The organism is Acinetobacter sp. GG2 (assembly GCF_000292385.1).
In the GTDB taxonomy this organism is placed as follows: domain Bacteria; phylum Pseudomonadota; class Gammaproteobacteria; order Pseudomonadales; family Moraxellaceae; genus Acinetobacter; species Acinetobacter seifertii.
On the sequence record NZ_ALOW01000020.1, the window covers coordinates 36630 to 56787 of the forward strand.

Consider the following 20158-nt stretch of genomic DNA (forward strand, 5'->3'; position numbering starts at 1 on the left):
CATGACAAAAAAATGACCAAAATTAAATGACATAAAAAAAGACCACTTAGCGTGATCTTTTCATAAAAATACTCACTTTAGTGAGAAGCATTTGTACGATTAGAAATAAGCGTACCCACACCGTGATCTGTAAAAATCTCAAGTAATGTCGCGTGTGGTACACGGCCATCTACAATATGAGCACTGACAACACCGCCTTTGACTGCATCAAGCGCACAACCGACTTTAGGAATCATTCCACCATAAATCACGCCAGTTTCAATTAAACGGTCAACTTCTTGGGTGCTTAAACCTGTTAACAGATTTTTGTTTTCATCAAGCACGCCAGTAATATTAGTCAGCAGAATTAATTTTTCCGCACCTAATGCCTCCGCAACTTTACCAGCAACTAAGTCAGCATTAATGTTGTAGGTATTGCCTTTTTCATCAACACCTAATGGTGCGATAACAGGAATAAAATCACTTTGAGTAAACATCTCTAATACATCTGTTTTTACTCCAGTCACTTCACCCACCATACCTAAGTCAATATGTCTGATCGAACCGTCTTCTTCTTGTTTTTCCATTAATAATTTACGGGCACGTAATAGATTGCCATCTTGACCCGTTAAGCCAATCGCACGTCCGCCATGCTTATTAATTAAATTAACAATCGACTTGTTTACGCTACCGCCTAATACCATTTCGACCACTTCCATAGTGGCTTCATCGGTCACACGCATACCGTCAATACGATCAGACTCACGACCTAATTGTTTTAGGAAAGAGTCAACTTGTGGGCCACCACCATGCACAACAATCGGGTTTAAACCCACTGTTTTAAGTAAAACGATATCTCGGGCAAATGAACTTTCCAACTCTGGATCAGTCATCGCATTACCACCGTATTTCACCACCAGCGTCTTACCGGAAAAACGTTGAATATATGGCAAAGCTTCAATTAAGATTTTTGCTTTGTCGACGCCAAGGTGCTGATGTTGTGGCATTGCGCCTCTCCTTACTTAGGCTTCAGAAAGTTCTTGTGCAATTTGCGGGTAACGCTCTTGCAACATATCAATAAATTTTTGCTGGATTTCCTTTAAACGTAAAGGACTATCAGCATCAAATCTTACGGTAAAATACTCACCTGTATTTGATGCTCGAATAATGCCAAAACCATCCTCAAAATCAAGACGTACACCATCAATTTTACTAATATGTGCGCCTAGACGATGGCTCAAAATTTCAATATCTTGTAGTACATGTTTAGGGTCTGATTGGTGAGTACTGATATAGGTATCTTCGGTACAGCATCTCTCAGGATAAATAGAAAATAACTCAGAAATAGTTTTTGCTTTAGATTGAGTAAAATATTCCATTACACGCAGTGCAGCATATATTCCATCGTCATATCCAAAACCACGACCATCATTAAACACATAATGACCGGCGTATTCACCACCAAAAATAGCTTGCCCTTTAGACTTGGATAAATATGAACGAAGGAAGCTACTTCCAGTACGAATCATTTTCGGTTTACCACGTAGTTGCTCTACAGTTCTTTGAACCATAAGCGAACATTTCACATCAAATACAATTTCTTTATCTGGTTGCTGTTCTAGGCACATTTGTGCAAAGAGTGATAAAAGACGATCCGCTGTCAGAATATTTGCTTTTTCATCGAGTAATACGACACGATCGCCATCACCATCAAGCGCAATACCAATATCTGCCTGTAGCTCCACTACTGCTTTACGTAAATTCGTTAAATGTGCTGCATAGGATGGATCAGGAGCATGATCTGGGAATTCACCATTTGGGGTAGTACGTAAAGCAATGACTTCACATCCCATTTTCTCAAGTACCAGCTTTGAGCAATGCCCTGCCGAACCATGTAAACCATCAAGCACTACTTTTAATGGGCGTCTGAGTTGAATATCGTTAAAAAGAGCTTGTTGGTATTTTTTGCAAAATTCTGATTTAAATTGAGCGGTTGATAATTCTAATAATGATATTGGATGAACAGGAACATAAGTTTGCGCAAACTCACCGACTTGCTGAATCATTTCTGGGGATGGAGGTTCCCCTTTTAATATCCATTTAATACCATTATCTGATTTAGGATTATGGCTAGCGGTTACCATAATGCCGTTGCCGCCAAACTCACGTGCAAGGTAATACATCATCGGGGTTGAACAGCAACCAATATTTGTAACTGTTAAACCCTGCTCTATTAACATCTCTTCAATTAAATGAGCGTAAGATGGACTTGTGAGACGGGCATCATAGCCAATCACTAATTGAGTTTGTGCTGCTTGTTTATATTGTTGTGCCAATCCGTAGGCAATTGAACGAACAACGTCCGTAGTTAAATAAGAAAGTTTGCCTCTAATATCGTAAGCACGGAAAATATTTTTTGGAAATGAGTGTCTTACATTCATAGCGTATCTTCTATTTAAAGATCAATCTGATCTATCGCAAAAACATAGAGTATTCAAAGTTTGAAAGGATATTTGCTAAAAAGTTAAAAGAGTATGAGTAAAGCGTTTTGTAATATAATTCATTGTAACATTCAAGACATAAAAAGAAACACCTGTAAAACAGGCGTTTCTTTCAATCATTTTTTATAAGCTAATTATTGTTTACCCGTGTGACCAAAGCCGCCAGCACCGCGTAAAGTTTCTTCAAATTCCTCTACTTGTTGAAACTCAGCCTGAACCACCGGAACTAAAACATACTGTGCTAAACGCTCACCCGGTTCTAAACGGAAAGTCGTTTGACCACGGTTCCAAACTGAAACCATCAATTCACCTTGATAATCCGAGTCAATTAATCCAACCAAGTTACCAAGAACAATGCCGTGTTTATGGCCTAAACCTGAACGCGGTAAAATTAAACCAGCAAAATTCACATCATGAATATAAATCGCCATACCTGTTTTAACCAATACAGTTTGGCCTGGTTCAATTTCAATTGCTTCATCTAAACAGGCACGTAAATCTAGACCTGCTGATCCTGCTGTTGCATATGAAGGTAAAGGCCATTCTTTACCTAAACGCGGATCGAGCAATTTAACTTGAACTTTCATGGGATTTCCTAAAAATTAAAAAAATTAACGCTTTAATAAAGCTTTTAAATTTGCCAAATATTGTTGAGCCTGTTCTTTAGGGTCAACATTTGCTGCAATTTTCTTTTTACGCCCTAACCATTCGAGCTCGTCTTGCGGAAGCTCATCAAGGAAACGGCTTGGGGTCATTTGTTTCATTTGACCACCATTTTTACGCTGTTCTGCCAAAGTTAAAGTTAAGCCTTGACGTGCACGGGTAATACCCACGTACATAAGACGGCGTTCTTCTTCAATGGTTTCAGCTGCAATCGAGTTTTTATGCGGTAAAAGCTCTTCTTCAAGTCCCATAATGTACACATATGGGAACTCCAAACCTTTTGCTGCATGCAAAGTAAGTAGGTTTACTTTGTCAGTGTCCTCTTCTTCTTGCTGCTGTTCTAACAAATCGAGCAAGACCAGTTTTCGAATAACGCTTTCAATGTTCTTTTCATCAACATCTTCTGCACGATTAATCAGATTTTGAATACTGGTAAATAAATTCTCGATGTTATCGAGTTTACTTTTCTCTTGAGCAGGCGTTGCAGACTGTTCACGAATATAATCGATATAACCCGCTTCATTCATCATTTGACGAACTTTAGGCACAGGCTCATCATCTTCTAGCAACTCACGCGTAAATGTCGCAATAAAGTCGGCAAACTCATGCAATTGAGTTTCTGCTTTTTTAGGAAGAACCATACTTAAGCGTTGGTCAGAAGATGCAACAAGTAAAGATAAATTATTTTCTTGAGAGAATAAGCCCAACTTCTCAAGAGTAACTGGGCCAATCGCACGTTTAGGCGTATTAATTATACGCAAGAAAGCACTGTCATCTTCAGGGTTAATAATAAGACGTAAGTAGCTCATCACGTCTTTAATTTCTGCACGAGCGAAGAATGATGTACCGCCAGAGAGTTTATAAGGAATTTGCATTTGGCGAAGCTGGGTTTCTAATACACGTGCTTGAAAGTTACCACGGTACAATACAGCGTAATCTTTCCAGTTCTTACCGTTCATCAGCTTATGAGTCAGTAAGTCTTTGACTACGCGTTCAGCTTCATCGTCATCATTACGGCAGGTAATAATTCTGATGACCTCACCATGGCCTTTATCACTCCACAATTTCTTATCAAAAATATGCGGGTTATTCTGAATAACGCAGTTCGCAGCTTTCAAAATACGGCTGGTCGAGCGGTAATTTTGCTCAAGCTTAATAATATGTAAATTTGGGAAATCCTGTTTAAGCAAAGCCATGTTTTCAGGCTTCGCTCCACGCCATGCGTAAATCGATTGGTCGTCATCACCTACCGCGGTGAACTGTCCCATTACACCAACCAACAGTTTCACTAAAATATATTGCGCGGTGTTGGTATCTTGATATTCATCGACCAATAAATAACGAACGCGGTTTTGCCACTTGTCACGTACTTCTGCATTTTCTTGGAGTAAGCGGGTTGGCATAACAATCAGGTCATCAAAATCGACAGCATTGTAGGCACGTAAATTACGTTCATAAAGTTGATAAAGATGCGCAAACTGGACATCTTCAGGAGTTTCACACGTCGAATGTGCTTGTTCAGGCAAAATCAGATCGTTCTTCCAATCTGAAATTTTTTTCATTGCCTTGGCAATTAATTCTTTGCTTTCTGCACCAGACAAATTATCGCGATGCATCAAATCCATCAAAATACGTTTACAGTCATCTGCATCCAAAATCGAAAAATTAGCTTTTAAAGGTAAATTTTTAAGTTCTAAACGTAAAAGATTTAAGCCAAACGTATGGAAAGTCGAAACAGATAAGCCTTTTGCCTCTTCACGTGATAAAAGCTTGGTTACACGCTCTTTCATTTCACGTGCGGCTTTATTGGTAAATGTCATCGCTGTAATACGATGCGCAGGAATACGACAATGCTGCACCAAATAGGCAATTTTACGGGTAATTACCGATGTTTTACCTGAACCAGCGCCAGCAAGCACCAATAAAGGGCCTTGAGTATATTTCATGGCTTCTTCTTGCTTGTCGTTCAATTGACTGGCAGCTGACATCGTGTATTACCTCTTAATTTTTCGAGCATGATTATAGTCATCTCTTTTTTAGAATCCCAATAATAAATCTGCGGATATGTATAAATGATGTCTAATAATGCAATTTATGCGCCGTAGAATGTCGTGATTATTTCTTGTACTGCACCCATAAAAAAACCACCCGAAGGTGGTTTTCGAAACAATAAATTAAATCTTATTGTTTAGCATAAATGCTGATTTCTACGCGACGGTTTTGTTCACGACCAGAAGCAGTTGAGTTGTCTGCGATTGGGTTAGAAGAACCATAACCTTGTGCATCAATACGGGTAGAAGATACACCTTTACCAGCTAAATACATTTTAACTGATTGAGCACGTGCTTGAGATAATGGAATGTTGATAGAGTCATTACCGGTGTTATCTGTATAACCAGTAACTAAAATCGCACTCTTGTTATCTTCAGCTAATGTTTGAGCTACTTTATCCAAAGTTGCATAGAAGTTTGGTTTGATGTTTGATTTGTTCGTATCAAAAGTAATGCTACCTGGCATAATCAATTGAACAGAACCATCTGGGTTACGGCCTACTTCTACGCCAGTACCCGCCATTTGCTCACGTAATTTTTTCTCTTTGTTATCAAGATATAAACCACCAGCTGCACCAAGAACTGCACCGATTGCCGCAGCACGGTTGTTTTGACGGCTAGAGTTTGCACTTGATTTAGAAATACCATAACCTGCTGCTGCGCCAATTAAAGTACCTAATGCGGCTTTATCGTATTCAATTCCACCTAGGTTGTTACCTGTTGTCTGACAACCAGATAATACTACTGCTGCCCCTACGACTGTTGAAATAACTAGTGCACGCATTGCATGCCTCCTCACTTTGTGTGTTTTGTTGTCTGGATGAATAATGAAACAAAAAGGAAGTATAAAACATTGATATTTTGTTAATAATAAACAGTTTAGTTATTTTTTTGTAATATTTTGATGCACTTTAAGATGTGCACTCATCACAATTTCTTCATTGTTATCTAAGATATCGTTGTATTTCATTTCACGATAGTTATAGTTGAACAACTTTCCATGGATTTTAGATATTCGGGGTCATTTATATGTCAACTGCACCCAATAAGCAATCTGCGCTAAAAAAAATTACACGTGGACTCACTGTAGGTACAGTCATCACAGGTAGTACTTTTTTTCATGGACCACCTGTATTGGCTTTAGGTTTGACTAAGCTGTTAAAAAAATCGTCTAAAGTTGATGAAACCAATATTCAAATTACAAATAGCTGGCTTGGTGTAAATAACTGGCTCATTGATCATGTTTTACCTAATTTAAAATGGGATATTACAATCGATGAAGGTCTTGATTTGAGTATGCAAGGCCGTTATGTAATGACGTGTAACCATCAAAGTTGGGTTGATACGACAGTAAATCAATACTTTGGTTTAACACGTATGCCCCTTACCCGTTTTTTTACCAAATGGGAACTCATCTTTATTCCGTTCGTTGGTCAAGCCTTTAAAATTTTAGGCTTCCCAATGATGAAGCGTCATACTAAAGAGCAAATTGCGAAAAACCCTGAGCTCAAAGACCGCGATATGATGGAAGCACGCAAAGCGTGCGAGCAACTCTTGAGCCAACCTTTTACGTTATTAAACTATTTAGAAGGTACACGTTTTACTCAAGAAAAACATGATCAACAAAATTCGCCATATAAACATTTGTTAAAACCTAAAGCAGGTGGTTTGGCGTTGGCTCTAAATATTTTGGGCGACAAAATTGATGCTTTGGTTGATATGACGATTGTCTACCCTGACGGTGTACCGGGCTATGGCGACTTCTGGTTAGGTGATGTTTCAAAAATTGCGGTAAATCTTCGTAAAATTGAAATACCAGCTTGGGTACTCGGTGGTAACTATGAAGATGACCCAGTTTATCGTGAACGTTTTCAACAATGGGTACACGAGCTTTGGACTGAAAAAGATCAACTTATCGAACAAATGAAAGCTCGATATACTACTTCAACTCATTAAAAGCATTTATAGCTATGCAAAACAGTTCCAGAAAACAAGCAAAATATTACCATATGGATCCAAACAGCATTTCATTTAAGCTGTTTTTGGTTTATGACATCTTTATGGTGTTTATTATTATTTTCAATCTGTTCTGTCTTGCAGCAAATTTCTTTTTAATGAGCAGTATTGGGGCATGGTTTTTTGAACATATTCACTTGCCCCAAGTACTCAGCTTTTATAAAACCTATTTACACCCATGGGTAATTACGACAGAAGCTTGGTTTATTGGCTTTTTAATTACTGAATTTCTTGTCCGTTGGGGCATTTCTATTGTTTATAAACACCATAAACGTTGGTTCTTCTTCCCATTTATTCACTGGTATGAAATTTTAGCCATCATTCCTCAATTGCGTTTTTTACGTTTGTTTCGTGCTGGTATTATTGCCTATCGCTTATATGAATTAGGCTATCCTATTATTCCTGAAGGCTGGAGAAAAAACGGACTATTTTATTATCGCGTCGTTATGGAAGAACTGTCTGACCGTGTTGTTATTACGGTTATTGATGGCATTCGAAATGAGCTACAGACTAGCTCAACACATAAACAAATTATTCACGACTTGGTTAATCATCATCGTGAACAATTTACAATTACCCTGACCTCTATATTGCAAGAATCATTAGCGACTGCTTTAAAAGAACAAAAGCCAGCAATCACAAAAGGCGTTGGGCAAATTGTTGATCAGGCAATAGAGGATACGCCAGAGTTAACTCAATTATTACGCTTAATTCCTTTAGTGGGTGGTCGTATCGAACAGCAAATCCAAAGTATTGGTCAAAGGCTTGGTGAAAATATCAGTGCAGGTTTAATTGAACCATTAGTTGAAGGATCAAAAGAACAGCCTAATGCAACTTATCAATTAATTTCAGAAAAAATAAGTAACGTGAATATTAATAACCGTGAGCTTGAGCAACTTGTAGAGTCTGTGGTGTTTGAAAGCCTAGAAGCAATTCGCAAACAAGTTAAGGTCAAACAGTGGCAACAAACCCTTGCGGAGCGTGATCGAATCAAAGAATAAGCATTTACTTAATTTTTTATGAAACACGCTAGAGAATTGGCACGATTTGTTCTAGCATTTGCTCTATTTACAATAAACTTAACGATATTACAGCTCGTTTTAACGCCTTGAAGGAAGACTTATGGCTGATATCCGGATTACCGGCAGAATGGTTAACTTTAGCAGGATAACCTTCGATACGAATGATCATGATGTGATCCGCCAGCAATTATCAAACATATTAAATGAAGGGTCCTATCAGGGAACCCTCGTTATTATAGATAGTACTGTTGAACAAGAGTTGATTGCTTTAATTCAGCTGTTAGTCAGCTTAGGTTTGCAACCAATGGCAGTTATTGATGGTATCTTGGGTGATGAAGCACGCGCTATTCAGTTCCCTGTACTACCAGCAGATCAGCCATTACAACGTATTAAAGCAACTGCCGAGCAAGTCGCAATTGTAGAGAAACCGGCACCTGCACAAGCTTCAGCCGAAACAAAAAAACCACTAAATAATAATGCAGTTGCCCATATTACCTCTTATCATGATGAAATTTTGCGTACAGGCCAATCTCTTGTACAAGACCAAGGCGATATTATTTTAAAAGCTGGCATGAATAGTGGATCTGAAGTGATTGCTTCAGGAAATATACATATTTATGGCACGGTTCGTGGTAGAGTCATTGCTGGTGCGGGTGGGCACGCTGCTGCACGTATTTTTTGCCAATCTTTAGAGGCTGAACTCGTTTCCATTGCCGGAACATATTGTGTCGCAGATGATATCCCTAAACATGTGGTAAAAAAGCCAGTACATATTTATTTAAATGAAAAGCAAGAGCTTGAATTTGAAGCTCTAGAACTTTAGTTTATTAAGCAAATCACCAAAAAACAGCCCTTTTAAGGGTGTATGTATGACCATAATAGGAGTGGATTCGGTGGCCAAAATTGTTGTCGTAACATCAGGCAAAGGTGGTGTAGGTAAAACTACAACGAGTGCATCTTTTGCAACAGGTTTAGCCCTTCGTGGTCATAAAACTGTTGTGATTGACTTTGATGTAGGCTTACGTAACCTTGATTTAATTATGGGGTGTGAGCGTCGTGTTGTTTATGATTTTGTCAATGTAATTAACAATGAAGCACGTCTGCAACAAGCCCTTATTCGCGATAAAGATATCGAAAACCTTTACATTTTACCGGCTTCACAAACCCGTGATAAAGATGCTTTGAGCGACGAAGGTGTTGCTCGTGTGATTGACGAACTTGCTCAAGAATTTGATTACATTATTTGTGACTCACCTGCTGGAATTGAGCGTGGTGCAATTTTAGCAATGTACCATGCAGATGAAGCAATCATTGTGACAAACCCTGAAATTTCATCAGTACGTGACTCTGACCGCATCATCGGAATGTTAGACAGTAAAACTAAAAAAGTTGAACACAACGAAGGACGTATACGTAAGCATTTATGTATTACACGTTTTAACCCTGAACGTGCTGACCGTCAGGAAATGCTGACGATTGATGATATTTCTAAAGATATTTTACGCGTACCGACATTAGGTGTTATTCCTGAATGTCCAAGCGTATTACAAGCATCAAACGAAGGTAAGCCAGTTATTCTGTATTCAGAAACTAAAGCTGGCCAAGCGTATGATGACTTGGTTGCTCGCTTTCTTGGCGAAGAACGCCCTTATCGACACATCACAGCTCAACCTAAAGGCTGGTTAGCACGACTATTTGGAGCGTAGATATGGCAGGATTCTGGAGTAAATTATTTAGCAGTGACGAAAAGCCATCAAGTGCTCAAACTGCTAAAGATCGTTTAAAAGTTATTGTTGCATCAGAACAAGGTTTAGGCCGTCGCTTAAGCCAAGACAAGATTGACCAAATGAAGAAAGAAATCATGCAGGTGGTGAGTCGTTATGTCAGCGGTGTAGGCGAACAGCATATCCAAATGCAAGTTCGTTCTGAAGCAAATATCGAAATGTTAGAAATGAATATCAATTTACCTGAAGAACGATAATTCTATTTCTGACTATTCAACACATCAGAATCAAGGCAAAATAACGCAAGTTATTTTGCCTTTTTTAAAATGAGGAGATTGTCATGGCATTATCACAGCCAGCAACTTTCAATGAAGAATGGTCCGATGAGCGTGTTTTTGCCTACCTCAACCAACTTCCTCCAAATGGTGTGAACGCAGATTTTCATGTGCTCTACCATGCTTTCAAACATATGCGTCCAAATGACTATGAACGTCTTTTGACTAAATTTGTTGCAGATGGACGAGATATCAATGCAACAGATCCTGAAGGTGAACGCATCCATGACGTGATTGCTAAGTTTCCTCGTCAATCGGCACCATTTTTAGAAGTTTTGGCAAAGTTTGCTTAAGCTTAAACATAAAAAAGCCTCTTTAAGAGGCTTTTTTATTATCTGGATTTAGCGATTTCCAATGAGGAAAATACCAAATACAGTGAAAATACCACCTGAAATACCATCAATCCATTTTGAAAAATTACGGTAAGCTACTCTGAAACTCGGTAACGAGAAAATAAATGTCACAAAGCAGAACCATAAAATCGTTTCAACCGACACAATAATAAAAAGCAACCAATGAACTTGATCAAGCTGAGGATTAGCTAAAAATAAAGAGAACACACTACCAAAATAAATCACAGCTTTAGGATTCGATAAATTGGTCAGCAATCCTTTCATAAAAAATAAGTAAGGTGCTTTAGGCAACTCAACCTCCGTAACCTCTTCCTGCTGATTTTTTGAAAATGCCGAACGTAACATTTGATAGCCTAACCAACATAGGTACAAACCACCTGCGATGAGTAACCCTTGCTTTAACCAGGCCATTTTCTCGAAAATAATATTTAAGCCCATCAGTGCTAAAGATGCCCAAAACATAACGCCTGCTGTTATTCCTGCTACAACCAGCATTGCTTCTTTACGAGATCGGCTTACCGCGGTCTGCGATACTAGAAAGAAATCAGGCCCTGGAGTAATAAGCGCACAAAAATGAATAAAAGCTAACGTAATTAACGCGACTAGCATGTTGTCCTCCTGATTTGTTTCATTGTTTTTTATTTAGAAGCACACATTAGCATTTTTTACTATTTGATAAAATCTCAAACTTTCAGTTCAGAGCTATTATTTTGAACTATAAAAAAAGCCTCCGAAGAGGCTTTATTTCAAGTGAAGATATTAAACTAAAATATCTCGCTTACCATTGGCACCCATAGCACTCACAATACCGTTCTCTTCCATTTGGTCGATAATACGGGCAGCACGGTTATAACCTAAGCTAAACTTACGCTGTAATGAAGATGTAGATGCCTTTCGAGTTTCTAGAACAAACGATACGCATTGATCATAAAGCGCATCACGGTCTGAAGCACCATCACCCTCTTCAAAGCCACGAGAAGTAGGCTCTTCATCAAATGGCGTCAAGATCTCATCTACATAGTCAGGTTCACCGCGTTCACGCCATGCGTCACAGATACGGTTCACTTCATCATCACTAATAAATGCACCATGTACACGTTCTGGCTCAATCTTACCTGGCCCCAAGAACAGCATATCACCATGACCTAACAAGTCTTCTGCACCACCTGCATCCAAAATAGTACGTGAGTCGATTTTACTGTTTACACGTAAAGCTACACGCGTTGGAATATTGGCTTTAATAAGACCCGTAATAACATCTACCGATGGACGCTGAGTTGCAAGTAAAAGGTGAATACCAGCAGCACGAGATTTTTGCGCCAAACGCGTAATCATTTCTTCCGCTTTCTTACCTACTTGCATGATCATATCGGCAAACTCATCTGCCACAATTACAATTGATGGTAGCGGCGTTAAACGAGGTGCACGCTCTTGTGTCACTGAGTCACTTGGCTTCCATGTTGGATCAATCAAATCTTCCCCATTTGCAATTGCTTCTTCAACTTTTCGGTTGTAGTCACTTAACTTACGAATTTTGAGGAATGACATGAGCTTATAACGACGCTCCATTTCATTTACACACCAATTTAATGCACTAACTGCATCTTTCATGTCAGTCACTACAGGCGTTAATAAATGCGGAATATCATTATAGTTTGCAAGTTCAAGCTGTTTTGGATCGATTAAAATTAAACGTAGCTGGTCTGGCGTATATTTAAGTAACATCGATAAAATCATCGAGTTAACCGCAACAGATTTACCCGAACCTGTGGTACCCGCAACCAACATATGCGGTGCTTTTGCTAAATCTGTTAATACTGGATTACCCGAAATATCTTTCCCCATTGCCATGCTAATCAGTGCGCTTGGATCTCGATATGTTGGTGTTTCCAATAGCTCGATCAAACGTACCATTTCACGGGCACTATTTGGTACTTCAATACCAATATATGGTTTACCCGGAATAACCTCTACAACACGTACCGAAGCCATAGACATTGAACGCGCCAAGTCACGGGAAATATTAGTCACTTTAGATGCTTTAACACCCGGTGCTAAATCTAATTCAAAACGCGTAACAACTGGACCTGGCTGAGCTTCAACCACCTGAGCCTTAACATTAAACTCTTGTAATTTAATCTCAAGCAATTCAGACAAACGAGAAAGCTGCTCTTCGGTAAAGTTAACTTTCTTATTTGGATCAACCTTATCAAGGAGTTCAAAGCCCGGTAATGTTGGTAAATCTAAACGCTTCTTGGCTACCTGCATTGCACGAGACATTGGTCGACCAGATGCATCAGTTAATGGCGCATCAAAATCGAACTCATCTTCAAGATCGTCCTCAGGCTTTCCAGCAGTTTCTTGCCAAGCTTCAATAAACTCTTCTTTTGAAAGTTTCTCTGCACCAATCGCAGTTTGAATTGGTGCTTGTACAAATGCTGAAGATTGAGCATAACTACTTGCTTTGACCGGTTGAGTTACTGGAGCAATATCTTCATCGATTAACAAGTCATCAAAATCATCAAACACCTGTTCATTTGATAAATTTTTAGGTGGCTGATTTAAATTCGATGGAGCTACAGATGTTTCAACTGATGCATGAGATGTTTGCGGCGTTACAACTGGTTCAACATGATGGTCTTGAATGAACGGTGTATGCACATCAGTCGCAGTTTTACTATTTGGAACTGCGGCAAGTAACTCATCAAAAATCTCATCATCATTCCAATCTAAACCTTGATGAGTATTCGAGACTTGAGGCTGAGTTTGTTTAGCCTGATAAGCTACCTCTTGGAACTGCTCATGACTTGGATGTTCATTTGAATCATCAGCTGCTCTTAATAAGGCGTCAATTTCTTGCTTATGACTTGCATCATCACGTTGCAAAGCGCGCCAAACTTCACCGGTAGCGACCAGACGCTCACTATCTTTTTTAAGCTGATGAGCTTGTTCAAGTGTATGTTCAAAGTTTTCTGGTTGAGGAGTTTGCTTTTCTTCCACAGCTTCAGGCTGACTTTGCTCTTTTGCTAAAACATCGGCAAATAAACGCTCTGCCATTTCATCGTGTCGTGTAGAGCTAACTTTTGTTTGTGTTTTTTCTGGTTGAACATTTGGCTCTGCTTCATCAGCAACATCGGCCTTAGGCATCTCTGCAACTTTTACCTTTGCTGTTTTATTTGCAGGCTGTGTAGTTAAATCATAAGCAGATTCATTTGGCGATACGTTCTTATAGAATAAGTCTTGTAAATAACTTGGCATCGCTTTGAGCGTAACCCAAGTTTTGCTCCACTGCACCCCAAATGCTAAAGTGAACAAAACCACCCCAAAAACCAATAAAAAGAGTGTCGCACCATAAATTGTTAGCACTTGAGATAAGCTCTGCCCCAATTCATAACCAATAATCCCACCTGCGGCATTATCTAAAGTATCTGCAGGTACATTCCAGTGTAAATAGAGTAAACTCGACACAACAAGAATTAAGAAGAATTGAGCAGCATAACGAAATGGGCGGTTTAGAAAACTATGCGGCCACCAGACTTGAATGGCTTCAACAAACAAGAAAATTGGAATAAGCAAACTTGCCCAGCCTAAAAAGCCAAACAGCAAATCTGCAATCCATGCACCAGCAATACCACTTGCATTAGATACTTGCTGAGTATCACTTGAAATATGCATCCAGCCCGGATCAAATGGCGTATACGTTACTGTCGCCAGAAACATATAAATACCAAAAGAGACCAAGAATAATGTCATCAATAAGCGCTGTGCATAAACACTTGACACCGCAGTCATATACTGTCCTGTAACCCATTTAATTATTGGTTTAGAGATGTGAAGACGAACATTTCAGATCTTCAACGAATGAACTTTATATTATGCACCTGTTCTTACAAAAAAGGTGCATGATTCTTTACAGTTGTTGTTAACATAAGGCTCTTCTATATTGTTATATAACTTAATTCGATTGACCTGATCAATATTATCCACATCGATTTCACGCTATTGGTCGGCAATTTCACGTATAATTTTCAAAATTCTCGAAATAAATAAGGATACCCTCAATGAGTGCTCGTCATTCTCGGTTAATTATTCTCGGTTCAGGCCCTGCAGGTTATAGTGCGGCTGTGTATGCAGCTCGTGCAAATCTCAAACCAACACTTATTGCTGGTTTACAGCTTGGTGGCCAACTTACAACAACAACCGAAGTTGATAACTGGCCGGGCGATCCTGAAGGTTTGACTGGTCCTGCTTTAATGGAACGTATGCAAGCGCATGCTGAACGCTTCGGTACCGAACTTGTCTATGACCATATTAACGAAGTGGACTTAAATGTACGTCCTTTCGTTCTTAAAGGTGATATGGAAGAGTACACTTGTGATGCATTAATTATTGCGACAGGTGCAACAGCTCAATACCTTGGTTTAGAGTCTGAACAAAAATTTATGGGCCAAGGCGTGAGTGCTTGTGCAACATGTGACGGTTTCTTCTATAAAAACCAAAAAGTAATGGTTGTTGGTGGTGGTAACACTGCTGTTGAAGAAGCACTTTATCTATCAAATATTGCTTCACATGTAACTCTAGTACACCGTCGTGATTCTTTACGCTCTGAGAAGATTTTACAAGATCACTTATTTGCTAAAGAAAAAGAAGGCAAAATCAGCATCGTTTGGAATCATGAAGTTGAAGAAGTCTTGGGTGATAATACTGGCGTAACAAGTGTTCGCCTTAAATCAACCAAAGATGACACTAAGCAAGATGTAGAAGTTCATGGTCTATTCGTAGCAATTGGCCACAAACCAAATACAGGAATGTTTGATGGTCAATTAAACTTACGTGATGGCTACATCCAAGTACAAAGTGGTACTTCAGGTAATGCAACAGCAACTTCTGTAGCAGGTGTTTTCGCTGCAGGTGATGTAGCTGACAGTATCTACCGTCAAGCGATTACATCAGCTGGTTCAGGCTGTATGGCAGCACTAGATGCAGAGAAATATCTAGACAACCTTTAAGTTTAGATCTTACAAACAGCCGTTTTATAACGGCTGTTTTTTTATCATTTATAATAATTACTGGCTGGCTCATATTAATTTTTATAGCATAACCTTTAAACGCACATTATTTTAGACTTATGAATAAACTACCTCTATCTCAATATATTTTTCCAGATCCAGAGGAAGCTGATCCAGATGGTCATGGTTTAATTTGTATCGGAGCGGACCTCTCCCCTTCTACTTTATATGAAGCTTACACCCATGGTTTGTTTCCATGGTTTAATGAAGATGAGCCTATTTGTTGGTGGAGTCCTGAACCACGCTGTGTGATTTATCCTCAAAACTATAAACCAAGTAAATCGCTCATTCGGAATATGAAAAAGTATGATTACACCATTACGGTAAACCGTGCTTTTGAACAGGTCATACGCTCATGTTCACTACCTCGAAGTTATGCTAATGAAACTTGGATTAGCGAAGATATTATTCAGGGCTATTTAGCAATGTTTAATGCAGGTTATGGCTATAGCATAGAAGTCTGGCAAGATGAACAGTTGGTAGGTGGTTTATATGGGGTAACGATCGGGAAAGGTTGTTTTGGCGAGTCTATGTTTAGTACCCAAACCGATGTTTCTAAAATGGCTTTTTATACTTTAATGTTAATCGGTCAAGAAAATCAGCTTCCTTGGGTCGACTGCCAACTGGTAAATAGTCACTTAATTAGTCTTGGGGCTTGTACACTTTCTCGGCAGGAATATCTTAAATCGTTACAAGATGTAATTATTCACCCCTCTATCAATTGGAAAAAGTATCAAGAACGTGTATTTTCAAGTAAAACAATAGCATTAAATGCAAAATTAATGGAATGATAACAGGAGGGACCAATCATGAAATCATATCACCCGAAGTCCCTTTTAAATGATCTGCAGTATTATATTACTCCACCTCACGATTGCAGCTATTTAGAAAATAAATCAGCACGTATGGTCTTTTTAGACCCGATTCATCGAATTGATGTGGTGACTCTTTCTGAACTTTCTCGTTTAGGTTTTCGTCGTAGTGGCGACTTTGTATACCGTCCTGAATGCCATTTATGTAGACAATGTTTGTCTTGTCGTGTTCCTGTAGCCGATTTCCAAATGAACAGCATGCAAAAAAAAGCGTGGAAACGAAATCAAGATCTTACTATGACTGTTCTACCAACACGGCAAGCTGCACAAATTCATTATGATTTATATGAACGTTATATTAATGAGCGCCATGCCGATGGCGATATGTTTCCGCCGAGTTTAGATCAGTTTGAAAAATTTCTAGTTCATAGCTGCACAGATAGTTTCTTCTTGGAATTATGGAAAGATAACCGTCTGATCAGTGTTTCTACATGTGATCTTATGGATGATGGTTTATCAGCGGTCTATACATTCTTTGATCCAGATGAGCACCGTAGATCTTTAGGTGTTTATTCGATTTTGAATCAAATCGAATATGTAAAATCACTTGGCTTAGAATATCTTTATTTAGGCTATTGGGTACCTCACTCTGCAAAAATGAACTACAAATCGCAATATACACCTTTAGAACTTTTACTAGATGGGCAATGGCGCCGTTTAAATAGATCATTGTCACCAGAAGAGATCCAACAGTTAGGCACATCTCTTATGACAACCTTACCTTCCGAATGGAACAACTTAATTATTAAATAGTTTTAATCTATTCTTATCAAATGCAAACAGATAAGTGATTAAAATAATGATGCGAAATCATCAGTACAGGTTTTTACCATAATCACCGCATTTTCACGCCCACCTTCTTGAGTAGGATAATAATTGCGACGCAGATCAATTTGGTGAAAGCCTGTTTTTTCATATAAACCAATAGCTGCTTTATTACTTTCACGGACTTCTAAAAAGATTTGTACTGGCTCATTTTTTAATTGATCAATTGAAGCACTTAATAATTCATATCCTAAACCCTGCCCTTGCATTTTAGGATCAACTGCCATGAGTAATAAATTTGCTTCATCTAAAACGGGTTGTAAAATACAAAATCCAACTACTTTGCTATTTAACTCAATCACTGTGCATTGATAAGAATTCAAAGATTCAATAAATTGCTGTCTTGACCATGGGTGTGTCTGAACAAGCTTTTCAATTTGAGCAACACTATCCACATCGGAGGCTTGCATAGTACGAATCATGAATTTCAACACATTTACAGATTTCTAGTTAAACGTATTATAGAAATTTAAATAGAAAAAACGAGCAAAAAAAAAGAGCAATTAAATTGCTCTTTTTCTATGTGATTTATTAGAAGCCTAACTTTTCACGCCAAGTTGCTAATAAAGCCGTGGTATCCGAATCATTTGGATGAAATTTTGGTCTTAAAAAGTCTAGCAATTCTGGAATTTGACGTGTCATAAAACCTTTACGACCATACATAAACTTAAGCATGTATTTGGTATCTTTCCAAGTTAACTTTTCATCAGTCTTGAGTAACTTAGCAGTAAAGTATGATTGAGTTGCGAAGATTAAAGCCATGGCAATAATTAAAGCAGTTGAACGCATAAAATAAGCTTTCGGACCTTGCCCATACATGCTTGTATAAACATCAAAAGCTACCGCTTTATGTTCATTTTCTTCAACTGCATGCCACATCCACAAATGATACATAGTCTCGTCTTGCACCATAGCCTGAATTTCAGGATTTTGTAGAAGCTCAGCTGCAATGGTCGAAGTAAAATGTTCTAAAGCACAGGTTGCTGTCAAATCAATCATTTCCTTGGTGTAGCCAAAAGGTTTCATTAATTTGGTTACAACAGCCGTACCCATCTTAATGACTGTTCCAGTTTGCTTTTCCATATGACGAACATCATAACCATAAGCCTGCGCTGAAGCATTAAATGCTAAGTGCTCTTTCGAATGCATTGCTTCCTGACCAATAAAAGCGCTAATTTCCTTTTGAAGAGCTGGGTCAGCAAGTTTTGGATCATTTCGAACAGCACGCGTGCTATTTACAAAGAATTGTTCACCTTCAGGAAAAAGAGCCGATAATGCTGTCATAAAGTGAGTTAATCCTGCATCGTAATTTGCCCAATAGCGTGGAACTTGATCAAATTCAAAGTCCATACGACGTACAGGGAAGCTTGCTCCAGCACGATTAGAAATATTTACTTTAGCATTCATGTTAGACTCCTTTAAGTGAACCAAAAATTCACTTATATCCTTATTTATTTTCTTAATATTTATAATAATACGCTTTTAAAAATGCTATTTAAGTGCAGATGAGGACAGCGAATTATCAGATGAGGTCATTAAAAGTCCCTTTCTGAATCAAAATAAAACTCTATAATTTTAAAAATGAGTCGCACTTTTAAGGCAACAAAAAAGGGCTATTCACAGCCCTTTTCACTTTATTTTTTGGTTAAAGTCCAAGTTTAGCTTTCCATGTTTTTAACAAGCTAACTGTATCTAAATCATTAGGATGAAAACCTGGTTTAAAATAAGCAAGCATTTCTTTCGCCATACCTGTAATGATACCTTTCGATGGGCTATAACCATATTTATAAATTACAGACAGCTCAGCTAAGTTTAATTTATTATCTTGTTTTAAAAGACGAAGTACAAACGATGACTGAATCAAAAAGATTAAAGTCATAGCAAATACTAAAGAGCTCGTACGTAAAGCATAAGCCTTTACACCTTTACCAAATACACCCTCGTATACATCAAAAGCTACAGCTTTATGCTCATTTTCTTCAACTGCATGCCAATACCACATAGTTGACATGGTTTCATCAGTCATCAGCTCTTGAATGTTCTTATTTACTAATAATTGTGAAGCGATAGTAGCTGTAAAATGCTCAAGTGCAGTAGTAGCAGTCAAATCCACCATTTCTTTTGTCATGCCAAAAGGTTTAACAATTTTTACAAAAGTTTTAATGGCTGTTTGAATCGCTGTATCAGTGAATTTCTCTAATGTTTCTACATCATGACCAAACTTTTGAGCAGAAGCATTAAAATTTACATGCTCTTGAGTGTGCATTGCTTCTTGCCCAATGAAAGCACTAATCTCTTTTTGTAGCAGTTCATCATCTTTAATAGCTGGATGATAACGTACGGCACGTACACTATCGATGAAGAATTTCTCACCAGCAGGAAACAATGCTGATAATGCTGTCATAAAATGTGTAAGTCCAGCAGAACCATTCATCCAGTATTCTGGTACATCATTAAAGTCAAAGTTCATACGACGTACTGGAAAGCTCGCTCCTGCACGATTCGTAATATTCACTTTAGCGTTCATATCGAAAGCTCCTTACCAGTAACCTAAGTTACATAAACTTTATTGTTCATTTTCTTGATTCTTATCATACAAATTTAATAAAAAGGCTTAAGTGCAAATAAGGACATTGAAGTATCAGTTAAGGCCAGCTTTAAATTGAATTGTCAAACAACAAGCAAAAAAAAGCGCTCCAAAAGGAGCGCTTTTTTCACTGAAAAGTGATTATGCAGTTACTTTCGCAA

General features: G+C 38.3%; 19 protein-coding genes. 9 read left to right on the forward strand and 10 right to left on the reverse strand.

Annotation, left to right across the window (positions count from 1 at the left end; all coding sequences use genetic code 11):
- Positions 1-77: 77 nt before the first annotated feature.
- The 5 genes from argB to B554_RS0102285 form a co-directional block, all read right to left on the reverse strand.
- Positions 78-986 (reverse strand): acetylglutamate kinase, encoded by a 909-nt coding sequence (gene argB, locus B554_RS0102265; protein WP_004703301.1) that lies wholly within the window; start codon positions 984-986, stop codon positions 78-80.
- A 15-nt stretch (positions 987-1001) separates the two neighbouring features.
- Positions 1002-2420: a phosphomannomutase/phosphoglucomutase gene (locus B554_RS0102270; RefSeq protein ID WP_019456828.1), complete on the reverse strand. Its 1419-nt coding sequence runs from the start codon at positions 2418-2420 to the stop codon at positions 1002-1004.
- A gap of 194 nt (positions 2421-2614) precedes the next feature.
- Entirely contained in the window at positions 2615-3067 is a 453-nt protein-coding gene (gene dut, locus B554_RS0102275; RefSeq protein ID WP_019456829.1) for a dUTP diphosphatase, read from the reverse strand.
- 24 nt (positions 3068-3091) lie between these two features.
- Positions 3092-5131 carry a UvrD-helicase domain-containing protein gene (locus B554_RS0102280; RefSeq protein WP_019456830.1) on the reverse strand — a complete coding sequence of 680 codons (2040 nt, stop codon included), beginning with the start codon at positions 5129-5131 and terminating at the stop codon, positions 3092-3094.
- 193 nt (positions 5132-5324) lie between these two features.
- Positions 5325-5978 carry an OmpA family protein gene (locus B554_RS0102285; protein ID WP_004703310.1) on the reverse strand — a complete coding sequence of 218 codons (654 nt, stop codon included), beginning with the start codon at positions 5976-5978 and terminating at the stop codon, positions 5325-5327.
- Between the two features lie 245 nt (positions 5979-6223).
- Here B554_RS0102285 and B554_RS0102290 point away from each other — a divergent pair, with 245 nt between their 5' ends.
- From B554_RS0102290 to B554_RS0102315, 6 genes are all read left to right on the forward strand, one after another.
- The gene (locus B554_RS0102290; protein WP_019456831.1) at positions 6224-7150 is read left to right on the forward strand and encodes an acyltransferase; all 927 of its coding nucleotides are present in this window, start codon (positions 6224-6226) and stop codon (positions 7148-7150) included.
- A gap of 14 nt (positions 7151-7164) precedes the next feature.
- Entirely contained in the window at positions 7165-8211 is a 1047-nt protein-coding gene (locus B554_RS0102295) for a hypothetical protein (protein ID WP_019456832.1), read from the forward strand.
- A 121-nt stretch (positions 8212-8332) separates the two neighbouring features.
- Positions 8333-9055 (forward strand): septum site-determining protein MinC, encoded by a 723-nt coding sequence (gene minC, locus B554_RS0102300; RefSeq protein WP_019456833.1) that lies wholly within the window; start codon positions 8333-8335, stop codon positions 9053-9055.
- A 70-nt stretch (positions 9056-9125) separates the two neighbouring features.
- On the forward strand, positions 9126-9938 hold the full coding sequence (gene minD, locus B554_RS0102305; RefSeq protein ID WP_019456834.1) for a septum site-determining protein MinD: 813 nt from the start codon (positions 9126-9128) through the stop codon (positions 9936-9938).
- A 2-nt stretch (positions 9939-9940) separates the two neighbouring features.
- Positions 9941-10213 carry a cell division topological specificity factor MinE gene (gene minE / locus B554_RS0102310; RefSeq protein WP_003653273.1) on the forward strand — a complete coding sequence of 91 codons (273 nt, stop codon included), beginning with the start codon at positions 9941-9943 and terminating at the stop codon, positions 10211-10213.
- A gap of 83 nt (positions 10214-10296) precedes the next feature.
- The gene (locus B554_RS0102315) at positions 10297-10584 is read left to right on the forward strand and encodes a PA4642 family protein (RefSeq protein ID WP_004703320.1); all 288 of its coding nucleotides are present in this window, start codon (positions 10297-10299) and stop codon (positions 10582-10584) included.
- 48 nt (positions 10585-10632) lie between these two features.
- Here B554_RS0102315 and rhtC read toward each other — a convergent pair whose 3' ends face one another.
- Positions 10633-11253, reverse strand: coding sequence for a threonine export protein RhtC (rhtC, locus tag B554_RS0102320; RefSeq protein WP_004703321.1), 621 nt, complete (start codon positions 11251-11253; stop codon positions 10633-10635).
- A gap of 150 nt (positions 11254-11403) precedes the next feature.
- Positions 11404-14436, reverse strand: coding sequence for a DNA translocase FtsK (locus B554_RS0102325; RefSeq protein WP_019456835.1), 3033 nt, complete (start codon positions 14434-14436; stop codon positions 11404-11406).
- Positions 14437-14705: 269 nt separating this feature from the next.
- On the opposite strand from B554_RS0102325, the gene trxB reads away from it, so the two are divergent.
- The 3 genes from trxB to B554_RS0102340 all read left to right on the forward strand — a co-directional run bounded on the left by trxB (position 14706) and on the right by B554_RS0102340 (position 17338).
- Positions 14706-15653, forward strand: a complete 948-nt coding sequence (gene trxB, locus B554_RS0102330) for a thioredoxin-disulfide reductase (protein WP_004703323.1) — start codon at positions 14706-14708, stop codon at positions 15651-15653.
- Between the two features lie 119 nt (positions 15654-15772).
- Entirely contained in the window at positions 15773-16504 is a 732-nt protein-coding gene (aat, locus tag B554_RS0102335) for a leucyl/phenylalanyl-tRNA--protein transferase (RefSeq protein WP_019456836.1), read from the forward strand.
- Between the two features lie 18 nt (positions 16505-16522).
- The gene (locus B554_RS0102340) at positions 16523-17338 is read left to right on the forward strand and encodes an arginyltransferase (protein ID WP_004703325.1); all 816 of its coding nucleotides are present in this window, start codon (positions 16523-16525) and stop codon (positions 17336-17338) included.
- A gap of 38 nt (positions 17339-17376) precedes the next feature.
- Here the strand turns inward: B554_RS0102340 and rimI are convergent, their stop codons facing one another.
- From rimI to B554_RS0102355, 3 genes are all read right to left on the reverse strand, one after another.
- On the reverse strand, positions 17377-17832 hold the full coding sequence (gene rimI, locus B554_RS0102345) for a ribosomal protein S18-alanine N-acetyltransferase (RefSeq protein WP_004703327.1): 456 nt from the start codon (positions 17830-17832) through the stop codon (positions 17377-17379).
- 109 nt (positions 17833-17941) lie between these two features.
- Positions 17942-18817, reverse strand: a complete 876-nt coding sequence (locus B554_RS0102350) for a metal-dependent hydrolase (RefSeq protein ID WP_019456837.1) — start codon at positions 18815-18817, stop codon at positions 17942-17944.
- Positions 18818-19055: 238 nt separating this feature from the next.
- Positions 19056-19937, reverse strand: a complete 882-nt coding sequence (locus B554_RS0102355) for a metal-dependent hydrolase (protein ID WP_004703331.1) — start codon at positions 19935-19937, stop codon at positions 19056-19058.
- Positions 19938-20158: the final 221 nt, after the last annotated feature.

What these genes read in the sequence shown, in the direction of transcription:
- argB (WP_004703301.1), bottom strand. Translation starts at nt 986, where the DNA reads ATGCCACAACATCAGCACCTTGGCGTCGACAAAGCAAAAATCTTAATT.
- B554_RS0102270 (WP_019456828.1), bottom strand. Translation starts at nt 2,420, where the DNA reads ATGAATGTAAGACACTCATTTCCAAAAAATATTTTCCGTGCTTACGAT.
- dut (WP_019456829.1), bottom strand. Translation starts at nt 3,067, where the DNA reads ATGAAAGTTCAAGTTAAATTGCTCGATCCGCGTTTAGGTAAAGAATGG.
- B554_RS0102280 (WP_019456830.1), bottom strand. Translation starts at nt 5,131, where the DNA reads ATGTCAGCTGCCAGTCAATTGAACGACAAGCAAGAAGAAGCCATGAAA.
- B554_RS0102285 (WP_004703310.1), bottom strand. Translation starts at nt 5,978, where the DNA reads ATGCGTGCACTAGTTATTTCAACAGTCGTAGGGGCAGCAGTAGTATTA.
- B554_RS0102290 (WP_019456831.1), top strand. Translation starts at nt 6,224, where the DNA reads ATGTCAACTGCACCCAATAAGCAATCTGCGCTAAAAAAAATTACACGT.
- B554_RS0102295 (WP_019456832.1), top strand. Translation starts at nt 7,165, where the DNA reads ATGCAAAACAGTTCCAGAAAACAAGCAAAATATTACCATATGGATCCA.
- minC (WP_019456833.1), top strand. Translation starts at nt 8,333, where the DNA reads ATGGCTGATATCCGGATTACCGGCAGAATGGTTAACTTTAGCAGGATA.
- minE (WP_003653273.1), top strand. Translation starts at nt 9,941, where the DNA reads ATGGCAGGATTCTGGAGTAAATTATTTAGCAGTGACGAAAAGCCATCA.
- B554_RS0102315 (WP_004703320.1), top strand. Translation starts at nt 10,297, where the DNA reads ATGGCATTATCACAGCCAGCAACTTTCAATGAAGAATGGTCCGATGAG.
- rhtC (WP_004703321.1), bottom strand. Translation starts at nt 11,253, where the DNA reads ATGCTAGTCGCGTTAATTACGTTAGCTTTTATTCATTTTTGTGCGCTT.
- B554_RS0102325 (WP_019456835.1), bottom strand. Translation starts at nt 14,436, where the DNA reads ATGACTGCGGTGTCAAGTGTTTATGCACAGCGCTTATTGATGACATTA.
- trxB (WP_004703323.1), top strand. Translation starts at nt 14,706, where the DNA reads ATGAGTGCTCGTCATTCTCGGTTAATTATTCTCGGTTCAGGCCCTGCA.
- aat (WP_019456836.1), top strand. Translation starts at nt 15,773, where the DNA reads ATGAATAAACTACCTCTATCTCAATATATTTTTCCAGATCCAGAGGAA.
- B554_RS0102340 (WP_004703325.1), top strand. Translation starts at nt 16,523, where the DNA reads ATGAAATCATATCACCCGAAGTCCCTTTTAAATGATCTGCAGTATTAT.
- rimI (WP_004703327.1), bottom strand. Translation starts at nt 17,832, where the DNA reads ATGATTCGTACTATGCAAGCCTCCGATGTGGATAGTGTTGCTCAAATT.
- B554_RS0102350 (WP_019456837.1), bottom strand. Translation starts at nt 18,817, where the DNA reads ATGAATGCTAAAGTAAATATTTCTAATCGTGCTGGAGCAAGCTTCCCT.
- B554_RS0102355 (WP_004703331.1), bottom strand. Translation starts at nt 19,937, where the DNA reads ATGAACGCTAAAGTGAATATTACGAATCGTGCAGGAGCGAGCTTTCCA.